This is a genomic window from Anoxybacillus sp. PDR2 (genome assembly GCF_009834045.1).
GTDB classification, from domain to species: Bacteria; Bacillota; Bacilli; order Bacillales; family Anoxybacillaceae; genus Anoxybacteroides; species Anoxybacteroides rupiense.
Genome location: NZ_CP047158.1, coordinates 2940828 through 2958954, shown reverse-complemented (window position 1 = coordinate 2958954; position 18127 = coordinate 2940828). Strand labels below are relative to the sequence as shown.

Below are 18127 nucleotides of genomic sequence, written 5' to 3'. Positions count from 1 at the left end.
TTCGGATGCCCGACGGTGGAAAAAGCTCTAAGCTTTATATCGAGGTAAACCTATCAATATCAAGTTGCATGAATGCATACAGTGCATGATTGACAGGAATCGTGATAATCATTATCATTGAATATGTGGGAGGAGATCATTGGATGAAGGCGATGCGCTTATTTTTTTGTTTGTTATTGATATTCATTCTCAATTACATTCCGAACCATGTTTTGGCTTATTCATACGGTGATCCAAATCAAGAAAAAATAGCAGAGGCTTATAAACAAATGGCTGAAAAGCTGAATCAGGAGCCGCCAAACTTTTCTGAAGCCAAAACGATTTTTGAAACGGTGAAGGAAGAAATTGAGATGCATATGGGGGAGGAGCCAGTGGAAACGGTGCTGGCTGATATTAAGAAAAAAGATAAAGAAGCGACTATAAAAGATATGAAGAAAGTTCTTGTTTTAAATATTGCCCGCCGTCTTGAAAATATTGAGGAGAATTTTGACCAGTACGAAACAAGTAAACGATTATTAGCGAAAGCGTTTGCTACATATGAAGCCCTTTCTCCCGCTGTTCAATCGCAAGACGCTGAGCTTGATCAACGGTTGCGGGACGAGTTTAATAAAGCGCTGCAATCATTAGGAAATCCGGGATTGTTTGGCGTCGGTCAAAAACAATCGAATGTTGAGCAATTTAAAAAAAGCGAACAAACGATTTTGAGCTCGCTGCAAAAGCAGTTTGCATTGAAAAGCTTAAAAGTTGGGCATTTTTCAGAGAACGCCACTGAAAAAAAGGAAACGGCATCAAGTCAAAACGAATGGACAGATTTATCGAAGGTAAAAAACTGGCTTCCGCTTCTTGTATTAGTGGCGGCTATTGTTGCGGTTGTCATCTATGCCGTGCGCCGGAAACGAAACTGACCGTTTAGAAAGGAGAGCTGCTGATGGAGGTTCAAGCGCTGTTAATTACGTTTCGTGAAGTATTAGAGGCCCTGCTTATCGTCGGAATTATTACCTCTTATTTAAAGAGAGTGAATCATACGAAATATACGAAATATGTATGGCTGGGGGCCGGCTTGGCGGTGCTGGCAAGCGCTGGAGTGGCTCTTCTTTTTCAGGTCGTTTTTACCGGGTTTGCGGCAATGGGCAGCGAAATGTATTTAAAAGTTTCGATTATGCTTGTTTCGACCATCTTATTGACACAAATGGTGTTTTGGATGGCTGAGCATAGCCGCGACATGAAAAGAAATATGGAAGGAAAGATGGATCGCTTTATTACTACAGGAAATGTCATTGGGATGGTGATCCATTCGTTTTTAGTGGTGCTCCGTGAGGGGGTTGAAACGGTCTTTTTCTTTGCAGCCATCACAGGAGGAAATATCAGTGCCGCTATGCAAGGCTGGGGAGCCATTACTGGTGTGCTGCTTGCTGCGCTAGTAAGCTATTTCTTCTTTAAAGGAACGATGCGCATTCCGCTCAAAACCTTTTTTAAAGTCACAGGAGCTTTTATTCTATTGATTGCAGCCGGTCTGCTCGTTCAAGCGATTTCAATGCTGCAAGATTTAAATATTATTGGTAGCGTGATGCCTCATGTATATGATTTAACATGGCTGCTGCCTGAACATCCTATTGATTATGAGCACTATATTCGTGATCACGGGGTGCATCCGCTGCTTTCAGGGAACATCGGCGTCTTTTTAAAAGCGTTATTTGGCTATTCAGCGATGCCTTCTCTTGAAGAAATCGTTGCTTATATTGGTTATTTTGTCGTCATTTCTTTGCTCATTAATAGTCGACACGCAAAAAAGGGGGAACCAACAAGCGCTGATTCGCAAACGCTTGAACCCAAAACGAAGCAAATTATGTAAAAAGTACAGGACATAAAGGTCTTGTACTTTTTCATTTGTGAAGGTGAATGAGATGAAAAAATATTTTCTGGGAAATCATCGATATATGTCATATTTTGGTTTTTTAGCACTGGTTTTGCTGTTTGGAATTGAAATCTACTATGCAAGTCCATATGCTGCATCGTGGGACCAAGTGGATTTTGCCTTTGCTTTAGACCGCTATGATTTATTAGCGATGCAACCTCATTTTCCTGGCTATCCTTATTTTGTTTTGGGAGGAATGCTCGTTCATTCGTTTGTCGCTAATCCGGCAAAAGCTTTATCCGTTTTTAATGTGATGATGCTCGCGTCAGCTTCAGTGCCTATTTTTTTGCTGGCAACACAATATAGTTCAAAAGAAAAAGCATGGATTGTTACAGTGCTAGTGCAATCAGCTAGCTATGTCGTATTGATTTGTCTTCAGCCGATGTCGGACGGAGCGGCATTAGCGGTTTTATGGTGGTATCTATGGGCGATTGAGCGGGCCAAAACTAGGCTTTCTTGGCACGCTCAACTATTGTCTTTGTTTGTATTTAGTTTGCTGTTAGGCATCCGGCTTTCATACGCTCCTTTTGCCCTTGCTTTCGCTTTTGTATGGTATGAAGATTGGCGAAAATATCGAAGAATCTCCCGTTTATTGCTCTTTATTTGTTTTGCCGCCATTTTTCAATCCATTTGGATCATAGGGGTTGCTATGACAGAAGGAGGCTTGATGAGCTTTATTAAACTGGCTTTTTCGTTTACGAATGGGCATTTTCAGGAATGGGGAGGAACGGCCGCAACGGATCAGCAGTCGCTTTGGGAGCGAACAAGCTATTTTTTATTTCATAATATGGTTTGGATTGGTCTCTCTAGTCGTACTTTCGTCTTGTTGACAATATATATCGCGTTATTCGTTTGGGCGTTTTACTCTGTCCGACGCTTCTCTTTTCCGCGCTGGCTGCTTATTTGCATTTTTATGTATGGGATTTGGGCTTTGTTTGCTCAAAATATTGAGAAGCCGCGCCATGCTCTTCCCATTGTTCACTTTTTACTTTTTTATGGATGGCTTCGTTTTTTGGACAGAGGGATGCCGGCGTATAAGAAGCTGTTTGCTCTCGCTGTTCTTGTGATCCAGCTTGTTGTTGGCACATGGAACTTGCGTGAGCAAGCCTTACACTTGCCAGCCACCTATCAATTAGCATATGATTTACAACAGAGGAAGGAACGGTTTGTTTTGTACACATGGGAAGAAGCGAGGGTGCTCGAATACCTTCGTGTTACCTTTCCGTATGAACAAGCCTTGCATTTTTCATTTTTTTTACAACATCAAACGAACTATCCACATGCTAAAATTTATATAACGGATCATGTAGTGAAGGGATTCCAGTCACAAGGTGTATCGCTGACCGGACATTTGCGGAAAATCAAAACGTATGATTCAAGTAAGCTGGCGGATCCGGTATACGGCAAAATTACACTTTATGAATGGAAAGACTAAGCATTGGAGTGATTATGATGCATGATCACTTAAAAGAGAAGCTATCGGTTTTGCCAGAGCAGCCCGGCTGCTATTTAATGAAAGATAAAAATGGCACAGTGATTTATGTAGGAAAAGCGAAAGTATTAAAAAACCGTGTTCGTTCTTATTTTACTGGAACGCATGATGGAAAGACGCTGCGCCTTGTGAATGAAATAGCGGATTTTGAATATATTGTGACCTCATCAAATATTGAAGCGCTTATTTTAGAAATGAATTTAATCAAAAAATACGATCCAAAATATAATGTCATGCTCAAAGATGATAAAAGCTATCCATTTATTAAAATTACAGCTGAGGAGCATCCACGTCTCATTATTACAAGAAAGGTAAAAAAAGATCGCGGCAAATATTTTGGACCGTATCCGAACGTGCAGGCTGCAAATGAGACTAAAAAATTGCTCGATCGCATGTATCCGCTTCGCAAGTGCGCGTCCCTGCCGAACCGCGCCTGTCTTTATTATCATATGGGACAATGTCTCGCTCCGTGTATCTATTCGGTTTCGGAACAACAAAATAAAGAAATAGTGGAACAGATTGTCCGTTTTTTAAACGGGGGACACCAAGACATAAAAAAAGAATTGGTTGAAAAAATGAACAAAGCAGCAGAAGCCCTTGAATTTGAACGAGCTAAAGAATACCGTGATCAAATTGCGCATATTGAAGCGATGATGGAAAAACAGAAAATGACGATGAAGGATTTTGTTAACAGAGATGTGTTCGGCTACTCCTATGACAAAGGATGGATGTGCGTCCAAGTCTTTTTTATTCGTCAAGGAAAGCTAATCGAGCGGGATGTTTCGATCTTTCCGCTGCATCAAGATCCCGATGAAGAGCTGCTCACATTTTTAGGACAATTTTACTCCAAGGAGAATCATTTTAAGCCAAAAGAAGTAATCCTGCCGCTTGAGGTTGACGGAAGCTTGGCTGAGCAGTTGCTCCAGGTGCCTGTTATTCAGCCGAAAAGAGGAAAGAAAAAAGAGCTGGTCGATCTTGCGAGTAAAAATGCAGCGATCGCTTTAAAAGAGAAGTTTTATCTTATTGAACGCGATGAAGAACGAACGGTTAAAGCGGTTGAAAACTTAGGAGTTGCGTTGAACATTCCAACACCGCATCGAATCGAAGCGTTTGATAATTCTAATATCCATGGGGCTGATCCGGTTTCGGCGATGGTGGTGTTTATCGACGGCAAGCCTGAGAAAAAAGAATATCGCAAATATAAAATTAAAACTGTGAAGGGGCCAGATGATTATGAATCAATGCGCGAGGTTGTACGGCGGCGATATAGCCGTGCTTTAAAGGAACGCCTTCCTCTTCCGGATTTGATTTTAATTGATGGAGGAAAGGGACATCTGGCGGCTGTTCGCGATGTGTTAGAAAATGAGTTGGGCTTGGAAATTCCGCTTGCCGGTCTTGTAAAAGACGACAAGCATCGCACATCGGAATTAATCATGGGAGATCCACCACAAATCGTGCCATTGTCGCGAAACAGCCAAGAATTTTATTTGCTGCAGCGCATTCAGGATGAAGTCCATCGTTTTGCTATTACGTTTCATCGCCAGACGCGAGGAAAATCGTTATTTCAGTCCGCGCTTGACCACATTCCGGGAGTTGGAGAAAAGCGAAAAAAAGCGCTTCTTAAGCATTTTGGCTCTTTAAAAAATATAAAAGAAGCGACGATTGAGGAGCTGCAAAAAGCGGCGATTCCTCGCGCAGTTGCTGAAAAAATTTATGAAAAGCTGCGAGAATAGTATTGTCAATTGGAGAAAAAGCTGATACAATCACCTTAATTGCATATTTATACACTTCTAAGCACAGAAGTGAAGATAGAGGCGCGAACTTCAAGAGTAGGCATTTGGAGGAAAATGGGTTCCAAAGAAAAATGCCGAAAGGGGAGGCTCGCCGAAGTGGGGGAAGTCTCATTGCTTTTCCTGCTGGTCCTGCGTTTAAGAAATGTAGGACTGTCAAGATGACCCATCTTGGAGAGCTATCTCACTGTGTGGAGCGAATTCGTTTCTTTTCTTATTTCGTTATGCACAGCAATGAGAAGCCTCTCATTGCTGTTTTTTATTTGTTTCTATACCGGTATGGATGCTGAAATCAACATTTTAAGAACAAGGGATGAGAAAAATGGGAATGATTGTGCAAAAATTTGGCGGAACGTCTGTAGGATCTATTGAACGTATTCAGCATGTCGCTGATCGAGTAATGAGCGAGGTGCAAAAAGGACATCAAGTGGTCGTTGTCGTTTCAGCGATGGGAAAGACGACGAATCAGCTTGTGGATTTAGCCAAACAGCTAACGTCCCAACCTAGCAAGCGGGAGCTGGATATGCTTCTTTCGACAGGGGAGCAAGTGAGTATTGCCCTATTAGCGATGGCTTTGCAAGAAAAGGGGTATGCAGCTGTTTCTTTAACGGGCTGGCAAGCTGGAATCAAGACAGAGACTGTTCATGGCAATGCTCGCATTATAGATATCGACACAACGAGAATTCATCAATATTTGCAAGCAGGACAAATCGTCATTGTGGCTGGTTTTCAAGGAGTGACGGAAAAGGGAGATATCACGACTCTTGGTCGCGGCGGTTCTGACACGACAGCTGTAGCTTTAGCGGCCGCTCTACAAGCGGATAAGTGCGATATTTATACAGATGTGACAGGAGTGTTTACTACCGATCCGCGCTATGTAAAAGCAGCGAAAAAGCTAGAGGAAATTTCCTATGATGAGATGCTAGAGCTGGCCAATCTTGGAGCAGGAGTGCTTCATCCGCGGGCTGTAGAGTTTGCTAAAAATTATCAAGTATTGCTGGAAGTTCGTTCGAGTATGGAAGAGGAGAGCGGAACAACGGTAAAGGAGGATGTTTCAATGGAACAGCATTTAATTGTCAGAGGGATTGCTTTTGAAGATCAAGTAACAAAAGTGACGGTCCAAGGGCTCCCGCACGAGTTGCCTATGTTGCCAACCGTTTTTACAGCGTTAGCGAATCGCGGGATTAATGTCGATATTATTATTCAAAACACAACTAATAGCGGAGCAGCAGCTGTGTCGTTTTCCATTCGCACAGAGGATTTGCCTGAGACTTTGCAAGTGTTGGAATCATTCAAGGGAGCAAAGATAGAATATGAAAGCCAACTGGCCAAAGTATCGATTGTCGGCTCAGGAATGATCTCTAATCCAGGTGTAGCTGCACAAATGTTTCAAGTGTTAGCGGATAAAGGGATTGAAATAAAAATGGTCAGCACGTCCGAAATCAAAATTTCAACCGTCGTGTCTCAAGAAAATATGGTTGCAGCAGTAGAAGCGTTGCATACGGCGTTTCAATTGGATGAAAAAGCCGCCGTGCGTTCATAACCAGACAAGACCGTACTGCTCGAAATCATGGCAAGCGTTTTGAGAGCGAAGGTGCATTCAATCGTGCTGTGCCGACTGTTTTGACTAAAAAAGCAAGCAAATGCTTGCTTGCCTCAAGTGGTAGACAAAGTCAAAATCGACTTTGTCTACCACCATTTTATACGATTCTTCTATCATAGTGGTAGTTCTACATCAAACTGGCTTGAAGGCGCTTGGCAGACAAGAAACGCCAGCCGAGTGAAGACGCGAAGCGAACCCAAACGTTCATGAGCGACGAATGAGGCCCGTGACGCAGGATGAAGCGTTTGTTAACAGTCTAAGGCAAGCAAATACGTATACTTGCCTTTGTTCTTGTCGTGCATCGATAGGCTAATACAATTGAAAAGGTGCAGAAAATCTGTCTATTCAGCAATTTCGTGTTTACGGTCCCATTTCACAGTAAAAGTCACTTTTTGATCACGCTTTTTTTGCTGCTCATATGCTTCCGAGACGAAGCGTTTTTGCTGTTCAATCTGCTGTGCGAGAAAGCCGGCCTCAAGCTGAAATGAACAGTGAGCATTCATGGCGATCCGAGCGGATACCGCGGGCCCTGTCAGCTCGATTTCTAATTCATCTTGGCGTTCTTTGATGACAGCGAGCGTACCCCATCCTGCTTTTTCAAAAAATAAAATGATGTCATCGAATGTTTCTAAGGGGTAGCAGCGCGCTAAATGCTTTCCCGCCCAATATAAAATGCTGTCGGTTTCTTTGCCAAGCAAATCGGGAAGAAGGACTTCTCGAATTAGATGATATCCAAATAAAGGAATTTCAACGTGCTGTAATGCTTCATAGTGTTCCTGAAATGAATGTGTTTTCACATAATTCCCCTCTTTCTATCAAACATTATAGCCGAACAATGAGAAGAAATCAGTATTTTTCTTTCGATTTTTGCACAAATATTGTTTTAATTTTCAAACGATTGAACATTTTATGAACTCGTTTTCTTGACGCTACTACATTGTGGGAGTACAATGGATGTGACGCGTGATTAATGGAAATGGAAGCATTTACAGTTCTATTAATCATTTAGTTAGTGTGGATGGGGAGTGCATAAATCTTTTATTATCACTATTTAAAAAGGGGGTATACTATATGGCAGGAAATCGAGAATTTTTTTACCGCCGACTCCATTCATTACTAGGGGTTATTCCGGTTGGAATTTTCCTAGTCCAGCATTTAGTAGTGAACCACTTTGCGACTAAAGGTCCAGAATCATTTAACCGGGCAGCATCATTTATGGAACATTTACCGTTCCGCTATTTTTTAGAAATATTTATCATTTTTTTGCCTTTGCTGTTTCATGCTATTTATGGACTTTATATCGCTTTTACCGCTCAAAACAATGTGGGCAGATTTGGATATTTCCGAAATTGGATGTTCATGCTTCAACGGCTGACAGGAATCATTACGCTCATTTTTGTCACGTGGCACGTATGGCAAACACGTGTACAAGCTGCTTTTGGAGCTGATGTGAACTACGACATGATGGCCAACATTGTTGACAATCCTTTTATGCTTGCTTTTTATATTGTCGGTATTTTGTCAACGGTGTTCCATTTTTCGAATGGGCTATGGTCTTTCTGTGTAAGCTGGGGATTAACAGTTACTCCTCGTTCACAGCAAATTTTTACTTACGTGACGATGATCATCTTTGTAGCGCTTTCAATCGTTGGCATTCGTGCCATTTTAGCATTCGCTTAATCCACGACTAGCAATTTTTTAGGGAGTGAGTAACGATGAAAAAAGGAAAAATCATAGTAGTTGGCGGCGGTTTAGCCGGACTAATGGCCACCATTAAAATCGCAGAAGCGGGTGTGCCAGTGGAATTGTTTTCGCTTGTGCCAGTAAAGCGGTCTCACTCTGTTTGTGCTCAAGGTGGGATTAACGGTGCGGTGAATACAAAGGGTGAAGGAGATTCCCCGTGGGAACACTTCGACGATACGGTATATGGTGGTGACTTTTTGGCAAACCAACCACCAGTCAAAGCAATGTGTGAAGCAGCACCAGGCATTATTTATTTATTAGATCGTATGGGTGTTATGTTTAACCGTACACCTGAGGGATTGCTAGATTTCCGGCGCTTTGGTGGAACGCAGCATCACCGTACTGCATTTGCGGGGGCGACAACGGGTCAGCAGCTGCTTTATGCGCTTGATGAGCAAGTGCGCCGCCATGAAGTCGCTGGCTTGGTTACGAAGTATGAAGGCTGGGAGTTCCTTGGTGCGGTACTAGATGATGAGCAAATTTGCCGTGGGATTGTTGCGCAAAACTTAACGACGATGGAAATCCAATCATTTGCTGCTGATGCTGTGATTATGGCAACGGGTGGCCCAGGCATCATTTTCGGAAAATCCACCAACTCGATTATTAATACAGGTTCAGCTGCATCGATTGTTTACCAGCAAGGTGCCTATTATGCGAATGGAGAATTTATTCAAATCCATCCAACGGCGATCCCGGGTGATGATAAATTACGGCTTATGAGTGAATCGGCGCGCGGTGAAGGCGGTCGAGTCTGGACATATAAAGATGGTAAACCATGGTATTTCTTAGAGGAAAAATATCCAGCATACGGAAATCTAGTTCCGCGTGATATTGCGACTCGTGAAATATTCCATGTTTGTGTTGATTTGAAGCTTGGCATCAACGGCGAAAATATGGTGTACCTCGATCTTTCTCATAAAGATCCTAAGGAGCTCGATATTAAATTAGGTGGCATTATTGAGATTTATGAGAAATTCATGGGAGAAGATCCGCGTAAGGTGCCGATGAAAATCTTCCCAGCTGTGCACTACTCCATGGGGGGATTATGGGTTGACTATGATCAAATGACGAATATTACAGGATTGTTTGCTGCTGGAGAGTGCGACTATTCTATGCATGGCGCTAACCGCTTGGGAGCTAACTCGCTCTTATCGGCGATTTATGGCGGAATGGTTGCAGGTCCGAAGGCCGTTGAATATATTAAGGGATTGGACAAGTCATCTGATGCGCTTCCTTCTTCTTTATATGAGCGATATGCAAAACAAGAAGAAGAACGTTGGAACAATATTTTATCGATGAATGGAACAGAAAATGCTTATGTGCTTCATAAAGAGCTTGGCGAATGGATGACCGATAATGTGACGATTGTTCGGTATAACGATAAACTTTTAAGAACGGATGAAAAAATTCAAGAGCTTATGGAGCGTTATAAAAATATTAATATTAGCGATACAGCTAAATGGAGTAATCAGGCGGCTTCATTTACTCGCCAGCTTCATAACATGCTTCAATTAGCTCGTGTGATTACACTTGGTGCATACAATCGAAACGAAAGCCGCGGCGCTCATTACAAACCGGAGTTTCCAGAGCGCAATGATGAAGAGTGGCTAAAAACAACAATGGCTCGCTTTACTCCAGATGGTCCAGCGTTCCATTATGAAGATGTGGATACATCACTAATTAAGCCTCGTAAACGTGACTATTCGAAAAAGAAAGAGGATGTGAAATCATGAGCGAGAAAAAAACGATTCGTCTCATTGTAACGCGACAAGATCGTCCGGATTCTGCGCCATACGAAGAGGAATTTGAGATTCCATACCGTCCCAATATGAACGTTATTTCCGCTCTCATGGAAATTCGCCGCAATCCGGTAAATGCTAAGGGAGAAAAAACAACTCCAATCACATGGGATATGAACTGTTTAGAAGAAGTGTGCGGAGCTTGCTCCATGGTCATTAACGGAAAGCCGCGCCAATCCTGTACAGCTCTTATCGATAAGCTGGAGCAGCCAATCCGTTTAGAACCGATGCGTACATTCCCGGTTGTGCGCGACTTGCAAGTCGATCGCAGCCGGATGTTTGATTCCTTGAAAAAGGTAAAAGCATGGATTCCGATTGATGGAACCTATGATTTAGGTGCTGGTCCGCGCATGCCAGAACGAAAACGTCAATGGGCATATGAGCTTTCTAAATGCATGACTTGCGGCGTGTGCTTGGAAGCTTGCCCGAATGTGAACAGCAAATCAAACTTTATCGGTCCTGCACCCCTTTCACAAGTGCGTTTATTTAACGCTCATCCAACTGGTGCCATGCATAAAGAGGAACGTCTTAAAGCCATTATGGGGGATGGAGGGCTAGCGAACTGCGGTAACTCGCAAAACTGCGTGCAGTCTTGCCCGAAAGGCATTCCGCTCACCACCTCCATTGCAGCGTTAAACCGCGCTACAACTGTTCAAGCGTTTCGCAGCTTTTTCGGAAGCGACGAAGTGTAAAAAAAATCCTCTTCATGGAGTTTTCCATGAAGAGGATTTTTTTTGAGAAAAAAGAGATTGAAAGAAAAAGCAGATTCTATAAACGGTTTGAAGATACTTGTCAATTGCTTAGGTTACGTCAACATATGGCCAAGTACCGAATAATAGGACACATCTATTTGTTAATAAGCGGTATTGTTCGCTTGCTCAATCATCGAAATCAGCTCAGCACTCGCTCATTTAGAGGGATGTTGACGCATCAAATGATGTCCATACAGGCTGCTGTTTCATCGCATTTTCTATAAATACCTATTTTTCTAGAAGTAATGTGAATTTTTGTCACCGTCACCCGTTATTCCACATACTATATGGTGAATAAATACCCATCCGGTAGTTCAGGTCTGGCTAAAGCAAGGAGGGTTATCTTAATTGAAGGACAAATCATTTCACTCAAAGCCATTGCTTACGAAAAGAGAAAGAGAAGTATTTGAATTATTAGTTCAAGATAAAACAACAAAAGAGATTGCTAGTGAGCTGTTTATTAGCGAAAAAACGGTTCGCAACCATATCTCAAACGCCATGCAAAAGCTTGGGGTAAAGGGGCGCTCCCAAGCGGTGATTGAGTTGCTTAGAATGGGAGAACTTGAACTATAGGTAACACCGGCTACCCTTAGCAACGAGGGAGCCGGTTTATTATTGTTGGCAAATTTTTTATTGATTATACGGAAAAGTGTAGTAAAATGTATATGGCTTGTTTTGCTTGCAATTTTATCAAGAAATATGAACAATATAAATGTGCATAAATCTTATAGGGGAGATTGTATGCCAGTTGAAATGGATGAAAAGGCTATTGCTGAGCTAGAAAAATCGCTCCGTTATATTGCGGCGATTTTAAAACGAAAAGGAAGAGAAGTTTTAGTTCGATATCCAATTACAAGACAGCAATTTATTGCCTTGCAGCTGCTTTTCGAAGAAGGAGATATGACCATCGGCGAGCTATCGAATAAAATGGAGCTAGCCTGCAGCACAACAACCGATTTAATTGATCGAATGGAAAAAAACAAGCTAGTAACAAGAGTGAAAGATCAAAAGGATCGCAGAGTGGTGCGCATTCATCTCCTTCATGAAGGCGAACGCATTATTCGAGAAGTCATCAAAAAACGTCAGCATGATTTGGCGTTAGTGCTGGAAAATTTTTCAGCAGAGGAAGTTGCTCTTTTAGAAGAAAGCTTAAAAAAATTGCATCAAGAAATGAAAAAAGAATGAGGCGAATCACTTGGAAAGATCAATAGGAGTTATCGATTCAGGAGTTGGAGGACTAACGGTCGCAAAGGAAATTATGCGGCAGTTGCCAAAAGAACGAATTATTTATCTAGGAGATACAGCAAGGTGTCCATACGGTCCTCGACCGGAAGAGGAAATTCGTCGATTCACTTGGGAAATGACGAATTATTTGCTGCAATATGATATTAAAATGCTTGTCATTGCATGTAACACGGCGACAGCCGTTGTGCTTGAAGAAATTCGCAACGAATTGAATATCCCGGTGTTAGGAGTGGTGCATCCGGGGGCGCGTGCAGCGTTAAAAATGACAAAGAACGAGCAAATCGGTGTGATCGGCACAATAGGAACAGTGAAAAGCCGCGCATATGAAAAGGCGTTGAAGTCCATTAATCACCGTGTTCATGTAGAAAGCTTGGCTTGTCCAAAATTTGTTCCACTTGTTGAAAGCGGGATTTTCGAAGGAGAAGAAGCGAAGCAGATTGTGGCTGAATCGCTTAAGCCTTTGAAATCAAGCGGAATCGATGTATTGATTTTAGGATGCACGCACTATCCGCTGTTAAGTCCGCTTATTCACGAATATATGGGGAAAAAAGTGAAGCTGATTTGTTCGGGCGATGAGACGGCTCGTGAAGTGAGCACGATTTTACATCATAGCGAGTTGTTGCAGACAGGAGAAAAAATAGCCGATCACCTCTTTTTGACAACTGGTCCGAAGGAAATGTTCCAAAAAATTGCATCAAGATTGTTTGGACAGCCTGTTGATAATATCCAAACGATTGAATTATAAAAAAATCCTTCAGCGGTAAGCTGAAGGATTTTTTTATTCTATTTTTTTAAGCGGCTCGTATACATAATAGTACAAACCACTGTTAGGAGGGACTATGTGATGTTGAATCGGCGAACGTATAAACTTGCTGCACCGGTTATAGCTTCCATGATTTTGTTAAGCGGATGCGGATTATTTGGAAAGGATCAAGCAGTAAAAGAAATTGATCCACCGCAGGATGTCAGCTACTTGAAAAACGGGGAGTCGCTGCAACAGCCAAAAGAGAAAGCGAACGGAACGGCAAAAGAATCACAGGCAACAGAAACAGTCAAACGCGAGCTTTATTTAATTGATAAAAATGGTTTCGTTGTGCCTCAGACCCTTTCATTGCCTAAAACAGATGCCGTTGCGAAACAGGCCCTTGAGTATTTAGTACAAGGAGGACCTATAGAAGATATGCTGCCGAATGGGTTTCGAGCAGTATTGCCAGCTGACACCCGCGTATTAAGCGTTAATTTGCAAAAAGATGGAACGATTGTAGCTGATTTTTCGCCAGAATTTGCTCATTATAAGGCAGAAGATGAAAAGAAAATTTTGCAAGCTATTACATGGACATTAACGCAATTTGATAATGTTAAAAAGGTGAAAATACGTATTAATGGACACGATCAAACAGTTATGCCGGTGGATGGAACACCGATTCAAGATGGGGTCAGCCGCGAAGATGGCATCAATATCGATACAAGCAATGTTGTCGATATTACGAACACTCGCCCGATCGTCGTCTATTTTGTAGAGCAGCAAGGGGAGCAGACATACTACGTGCCAGTGACACGACGCATCTCCAACGAGCAAAAGGATGATATTGCCGCAGCCGTTAATGAATTGATCAAAGGTCCGAAATATGGCAGCGGACTGGTCAGTGACTTCCAGCCAGATGTTCAGCTTATTGACAAGCCAGTTTATAAAGATGGCAAAGTGACGCTAAACTTTAACGACGCGATTTATGGAAGCAATAAAAAACATGTGATTTCTGAAGCTGTGCTGAACTCTCTTGTTCTATCATTAACAGAACAAAAAGGAATTGAAAGTGTGTCCATCACAGTGAATGGAAAAGCTGATCTTGTTAAAGAAGATGGAAAAGCACTTTCAGAACCAGTAACAAGACCAGAAAATGTGAACACCGGTAGTTTTTAATGTTATAATATGGTATAAAAAGAGGTAGGTCATATACTACCTCTTTACTATTTTATTTTTGGTACTTTTAAGGGGGCTTTTTTCATGAGAGGCGATGGAAGAGAAAGCTTGCAACTTCGACCAGTACATATTGAAACAAACTTTATTAAACATGCGGAGGGCTCTGTGTTAATTGCTGTCGGCGATACAAAGGTGATTTGTACAGCCAGCATCGATGATAAGGTTCCGCCGTTTATGAGAGGCGGCGGAAAAGGATGGATTACAGCGGAATATGCGATGCTGCCGCGAGCAACTGAACAGCGCAATATCCGAGAATCCAGCAAGGGAAAATTATCGGGCAGAACAATGGAAATTCAACGTCTGATTGGCAGAGCGCTTCGTTCGGTTGTCGATTTAGACAAAATGGGGGAAAAAACGATTTGGATTGACTGTGACGTGATCCAGGCCGATGGAGGAACAAGAACAGCCGCAATAACAGGCGCCTTTGTTGCGATGGTGCTCGCTTTTGCGAAATTACTTGAAGAAAATAAAGTGGCTGAATTTCCTGTGCGTGATTTTCTTGCGGCGACATCTGTGGGGATTGATCCGCAGCATGGTATCATTCTTGACTTGAACTATGCGGAGGATTCGCAGGCCAATGTTGATATGAACGTCGTGATGACCGGTTCCGGGCGTTTCGTAGAAATTCAAGGAACGGGAGAGGAAGCGACATTTTCTCGAGCCGAGCTCCAAGAGATGCTAGAAGCAGCGGAATTAGGAATTCGCCAATTAATTGAGATTCAGAAGAACGTGCTAGGAACACTAGCAGAAAAAATTCAATATGATGCAGAGGAACGTGTGAAGAAATGATAAAACAAGTGATTATTGCAACAAAAAACACTGGAAAAGCAAGAGAATTTGAAGCATTATTCAATGAAAAAGGAATGCAGGTTAAAACGTTATTAGATTTTCCTAATTGTCCAGATGTCGAGGAAACGGGAGATACATTTGCAGAAAACGCGCGATTAAAAGCTGAAGCAATGGCCGCGTACTTTCAGCAAATGGTGATTGCTGACGATTCGGGCCTGTCCATTGATGCTCTCGACGGCAGGCCTGGTGTTTACTCGGCGCGTTATGCCGGCGAAGAAAAAGATGATCAAGCGAATATAGCAAAAGTATTAAAAGAATTAAAAGGAGTTCCATTTGAACAGAGAACAGCGCGTTTTCATTGCACATTGGCGATTGCGATTCCTGGAAGGCCGACGGCGATTGTCGAAGGAACATGTGAAGGCTATATCGCAGAAGAGCCAAAAGGTGAGAACGGATTTGGCTATGATCCGATTTTTTATGTTCCTGAAAAAAATAAAACAATGGCCGAATTGCCAAAGGAAGTAAAAAATAAAATAAGCCACCGCGCTGATGCGCTGGCTAAATTAAATGAAAAATGGGATACCATCATAAGCGGGGAGTAACAAAATGAGAGTGCTCATTGTCAGTGACAGTCATGGAATGACGAAAGAGCTAACAGAGATCAAACAGCGCCACGCTAACCAAGTGGATGCGTTCATTCATTGCGGGGATTCTGAATTGCCGAGCGACTGTGCCGAATTGCAAGAATTTCGTTCGGTTGCTGGCAATTGTGATTTCGACAAAGGCTTTCCAAAAGAAAGAAGCGAAGAAATTCACGGCGTGCGATTTTTTATTACGCATGGTCATCTATATAATGTCAAAATGACGCTGATGAATCTTTATTACCGCGCTCAAGAAGCGAATGCTCAAGTGGTCTGCTTTGGCCATTCGCATATTGCTGGAGCGGAGATGGTCAACAATCTTTTGTTTATTAATCCGGGAAGCCTTCTTTTGCCGAGGATGCGAAAGGAGAAAACATATGCATTGCTTGAAATTAAGAATGGACAAGCAACCGTTCAATTTTATGATGTGAACGGTCAAGAAGTGCCTTCCTTGGCTCAATCATTCATTCTTTGAGCGGGAAACCATTCCCGCTCTTTTTTATATTATTGACTTTATCCACTCCCTTTCGTATAATAAAAAATGGCTTTAAGAGTCGCCAAATCGGCACCTTGTTTGTTGTGTGGATTGGCTTTCTAGGGCTGAATAAGGTGAAAGAAAAGACGAGGCGAACAGAGAACATGCGGGCGCTGCTATGGTAGCCAAGCAGACGCAAATTGTAGACTTATTAATTTCATATACGATGTCCCAGTAGCTCAGTTGGATAGAGCAGCGGCCTTCTAAGCCGTCGGTCGGGAGTTCGAGTCTCTCCTGGGACGCTAAGAAAAAGCCTTTGCATATGCAAGGGCTTTTTCTTAATTTGCCGGCCTATCACGCTTGAATGGTGGCTATGGAATCTTGTAAATAATAAAACGCTCAGCCTCCTCTGTAAGTATAGCTTATGAGTAAGCCTCTGAAACATAAGTAGAAGGTGTCTAGCCTCTCCCACCGTTGTTTTTTAGAAAATCCACATGTATGTATCCCATGATCGAAGACTGTGAAAATAGGACTTAAGGAATGGACAGAAAACTGTTTCTGCACTTCAATAACAAAATTGGAATATTATCCTCTTACTCCATAAAAAAGAACTAAAAACCCGTTTTTGCCATGAATTTTAAAAAAATTTTCCTTCTTTCTATTGCTTGGTACAATCATAATGTAAGCGTATTCAAATATTCGAACGAATCTAAATATTCAAAAAATAGTATTGACTCTTCCTTATTTTGCCCTTATTATAATTTTCAAATAAATTAATCGAATAAAAAAATAAGACGCTTACAAGATGGCGCACTTACCAAGGGAAGAGGGGAAAAACATTGAGTGAACAATGGATTTTTTTAAACGGCGAGTTTGTTACGAAAGAAAATGCAAAGGTTTCCGTATACGACCATGGTTTTCTGTACGGGGATGGCGTGTTTGAGGGAATACGCGTCTATAGCGGAAACGTCTTTCGCCTCCAAGAACATATTGATCGTTTGTATAACTCGGCCAAATCCATTTTATTAACTATTCCTTACACAAAAGAAGAACTAACGGATTTAATTGTTCAATCGGTTCAAAAAAACCAATTTCAAGATGCATATATTCGAGTGGTTGTTTCGCGGGGGGTCGGAGATTTAGGTCTTGATCCGTATAAATGTCAAAATCCGCAAGTCGTCATTATCGTGGAGCCGTTGGCTATCTTTCCAAAACATTTATATGAAACGGGAATCGAAGTGGTGACAGTGGCGACAAGAAGAAATCGCCCAGATGTGCTAAGTCCAAAAGTAAAATCATTGAACTATTTAAATAACGTTCTCGTTCGAATTGAAGCTCATTTAGCCAATGTCAGCGAAGCGTTAATGTTAAACGATCAAGGCTATGTAGCTGAAGGATCAGCGGATAATGTGTTTATTGTGAAAAATGGTGTTTTGTATACACCGCCGGGATATGTAGGCGCTCTTGAAGGAATTACAAGAGAGGCGATTATCGATATGGCTAGAGAGCTTGGCTATGTCGTTAAAGAAGAACCGTTCACTCGCCATGATGTTTATACTGCTGATGAAGTATTTTTAACAGGAACGGCGGCGGAAGTGATTGCCGTTGTAAAAGTGGATGGCCGGACCATCGGTGAAGGGGTTCCGGGAGTTCATACGAAAAGGCTGCTTGAAGCCTTTAGACAAAAGGTAGTAGCTGAAGGTGTCAAAGTATATCACACAAATGTGAATGCGGGTTAATTGTAAATGAACCATGACAATTAAACGACATGAAAGCGTTGAAGAGGATAAGTAGTCAACGGAAAAAAGCATCTACAGAGAGCCGGGGGAGCTGAAAACCGGTGATGCTGCCGCTTGATGAACTCACCTCTGAGCGCCAGCTTGAACGCTTTGGCTAGTAGAG

Annotated in this window: 17 protein-coding genes, 1 tRNA gene, 1 riboswitch and 1 other annotated feature (1 of these 20 running past the window's edge); of the genes, 17 read left to right on the top strand and 1 reads right to left on the bottom strand. The window is 42.2% G+C overall.

Features of this window, described 5'->3' with window-relative positions:
• The first annotated feature begins 143 nt into the window (after nt 1-143).
• The 5 genes from GRQ40_RS14240 (at nt 144) to GRQ40_RS14220 (ending at nt 6740) form a co-directional block, all read left to right on the top strand.
• Nucleotides 144-905, top strand: a complete 762-nt coding sequence (locus GRQ40_RS14240) for a hypothetical protein (protein ID WP_066146312.1) — start codon at nt 144-146, stop codon at nt 903-905.
• Nucleotides 906-928: 23 nt separating this feature from the next.
• A complete protein-coding gene (locus tag GRQ40_RS14235; protein WP_044742972.1) occupies nt 929-1852 on the top strand; it encodes an FTR1 family iron permease in 924 nt (307 codons plus the stop codon).
• 52 nt (nt 1853-1904) lie between these two features.
• Nucleotides 1905-3350 carry a nucleoporin-interacting protein gene (locus GRQ40_RS14230; RefSeq protein WP_082741626.1) on the top strand — a complete coding sequence of 482 codons (1446 nt, stop codon included), beginning with the start codon at nt 1905-1907 and terminating at the stop codon, nt 3348-3350.
• Nucleotides 3351-3367: 17 nt separating this feature from the next.
• Nucleotides 3368-5140: an excinuclease ABC subunit UvrC gene (gene uvrC, locus GRQ40_RS14225; RefSeq protein WP_044742971.1), complete on the top strand. Its 1773-nt coding sequence runs from the start codon at nt 3368-3370 to the stop codon at nt 5138-5140.
• A 68-nt stretch (nt 5141-5208) separates the two neighbouring features.
• Nucleotides 5209-5387: riboswitch (Lysine riboswitch) on the top strand.
• Nucleotides 5388-5519: 132 nt separating this feature from the next.
• A complete protein-coding gene (locus GRQ40_RS14220) occupies nt 5520-6740 on the top strand; it encodes an aspartate kinase (RefSeq protein WP_066146307.1) in 1221 nt (406 codons plus the stop codon).
• Between the two features lie 401 nt (nt 6741-7141).
• Here GRQ40_RS14220 and GRQ40_RS14215 read toward each other — a convergent pair whose 3' ends face one another.
• Nucleotides 7142-7597, bottom strand: a complete 456-nt coding sequence (locus tag GRQ40_RS14215; protein ID WP_044742968.1) for a YslB family protein — start codon at nt 7595-7597, stop codon at nt 7142-7144.
• Nucleotides 7598-7871: 274 nt separating this feature from the next.
• Here GRQ40_RS14215 and GRQ40_RS14210 point away from each other — a divergent pair, with 274 nt between their 5' ends.
• The 12 genes from GRQ40_RS14210 to ilvE all read left to right on the top strand — a co-directional run bounded on the left by GRQ40_RS14210 (nt 7872) and on the right by ilvE (nt 17964).
• The gene (locus tag GRQ40_RS14210) at nt 7872-8480 is read left to right on the top strand and encodes a succinate dehydrogenase cytochrome b558 subunit (RefSeq protein ID WP_044742967.1); all 609 of its coding nucleotides are present in this window, start codon (nt 7872-7874) and stop codon (nt 8478-8480) included.
• A gap of 35 nt (nt 8481-8515) precedes the next feature.
• Nucleotides 8516-10276, top strand: coding sequence for a succinate dehydrogenase flavoprotein subunit (sdhA, locus tag GRQ40_RS14205; protein ID WP_159720230.1), 1761 nt, complete (start codon nt 8516-8518; stop codon nt 10274-10276).
• A complete protein-coding gene (sdhB, locus tag GRQ40_RS14200; RefSeq protein WP_159720229.1) occupies nt 10273-11034 on the top strand; it encodes a succinate dehydrogenase iron-sulfur subunit in 762 nt (253 codons plus the stop codon). The genes sdhA and sdhB overlap by 4 nt, the downstream gene beginning before the upstream one ends.
• Before the next feature lie 408 nt (nt 11035-11442).
• Complete coding sequence (gene gerE, locus GRQ40_RS14195; RefSeq protein WP_044742964.1) at nt 11443-11667, top strand: spore germination transcription factor GerE; 225 nt, start codon at nt 11443-11445, stop codon at nt 11665-11667.
• 168 nt (nt 11668-11835) lie between these two features.
• A complete protein-coding gene (locus GRQ40_RS14190) occupies nt 11836-12279 on the top strand; it encodes a MarR family winged helix-turn-helix transcriptional regulator (RefSeq protein ID WP_066146302.1) in 444 nt (147 codons plus the stop codon).
• A gap of 10 nt (nt 12280-12289) precedes the next feature.
• Nucleotides 12290-13084, top strand: coding sequence for a glutamate racemase (gene racE / locus GRQ40_RS14185; protein WP_066146297.1), 795 nt, complete (start codon nt 12290-12292; stop codon nt 13082-13084).
• A 99-nt stretch (nt 13085-13183) separates the two neighbouring features.
• On the top strand, nt 13184-14260 hold the full coding sequence (locus tag GRQ40_RS14180; protein WP_066146294.1) for a GerMN domain-containing protein: 1077 nt from the start codon (nt 13184-13186) through the stop codon (nt 14258-14260).
• An 84-nt stretch (nt 14261-14344) separates the two neighbouring features.
• Nucleotides 14345-15109, top strand: a complete 765-nt coding sequence (rph, locus tag GRQ40_RS14175; RefSeq protein ID WP_066146291.1) for a ribonuclease PH — start codon at nt 14345-14347, stop codon at nt 15107-15109.
• A complete protein-coding gene (locus tag GRQ40_RS14170; RefSeq protein WP_066146567.1) occupies nt 15109-15711 on the top strand; it encodes an XTP/dITP diphosphatase in 603 nt (200 codons plus the stop codon). Before rph ends, GRQ40_RS14170 begins: the two co-directional genes overlap by 1 nt.
• A 4-nt stretch (nt 15712-15715) precedes the next feature.
• Nucleotides 15716-16225, top strand: coding sequence for a metallophosphoesterase family protein (locus GRQ40_RS14165; RefSeq protein WP_044742959.1), 510 nt, complete (start codon nt 15716-15718; stop codon nt 16223-16225).
• A gap of 228 nt (nt 16226-16453) precedes the next feature.
• Nucleotides 16454-16527 (top strand) — tRNA-Arg (locus GRQ40_RS14160).
• Between the two features lie 537 nt (nt 16528-17064).
• Nucleotides 17065-17964 carry a branched-chain-amino-acid transaminase gene (ilvE, locus tag GRQ40_RS14155; protein WP_044742958.1) on the top strand — a complete coding sequence of 300 codons (900 nt, stop codon included), beginning with the start codon at nt 17065-17067 and terminating at the stop codon, nt 17962-17964.
• Nucleotides 17965-17993: 29 nt separating this feature from the next.
• Nucleotides 17994-18127 (top strand) — a binding site (T-box leader); it runs 132 nt beyond the window's last position.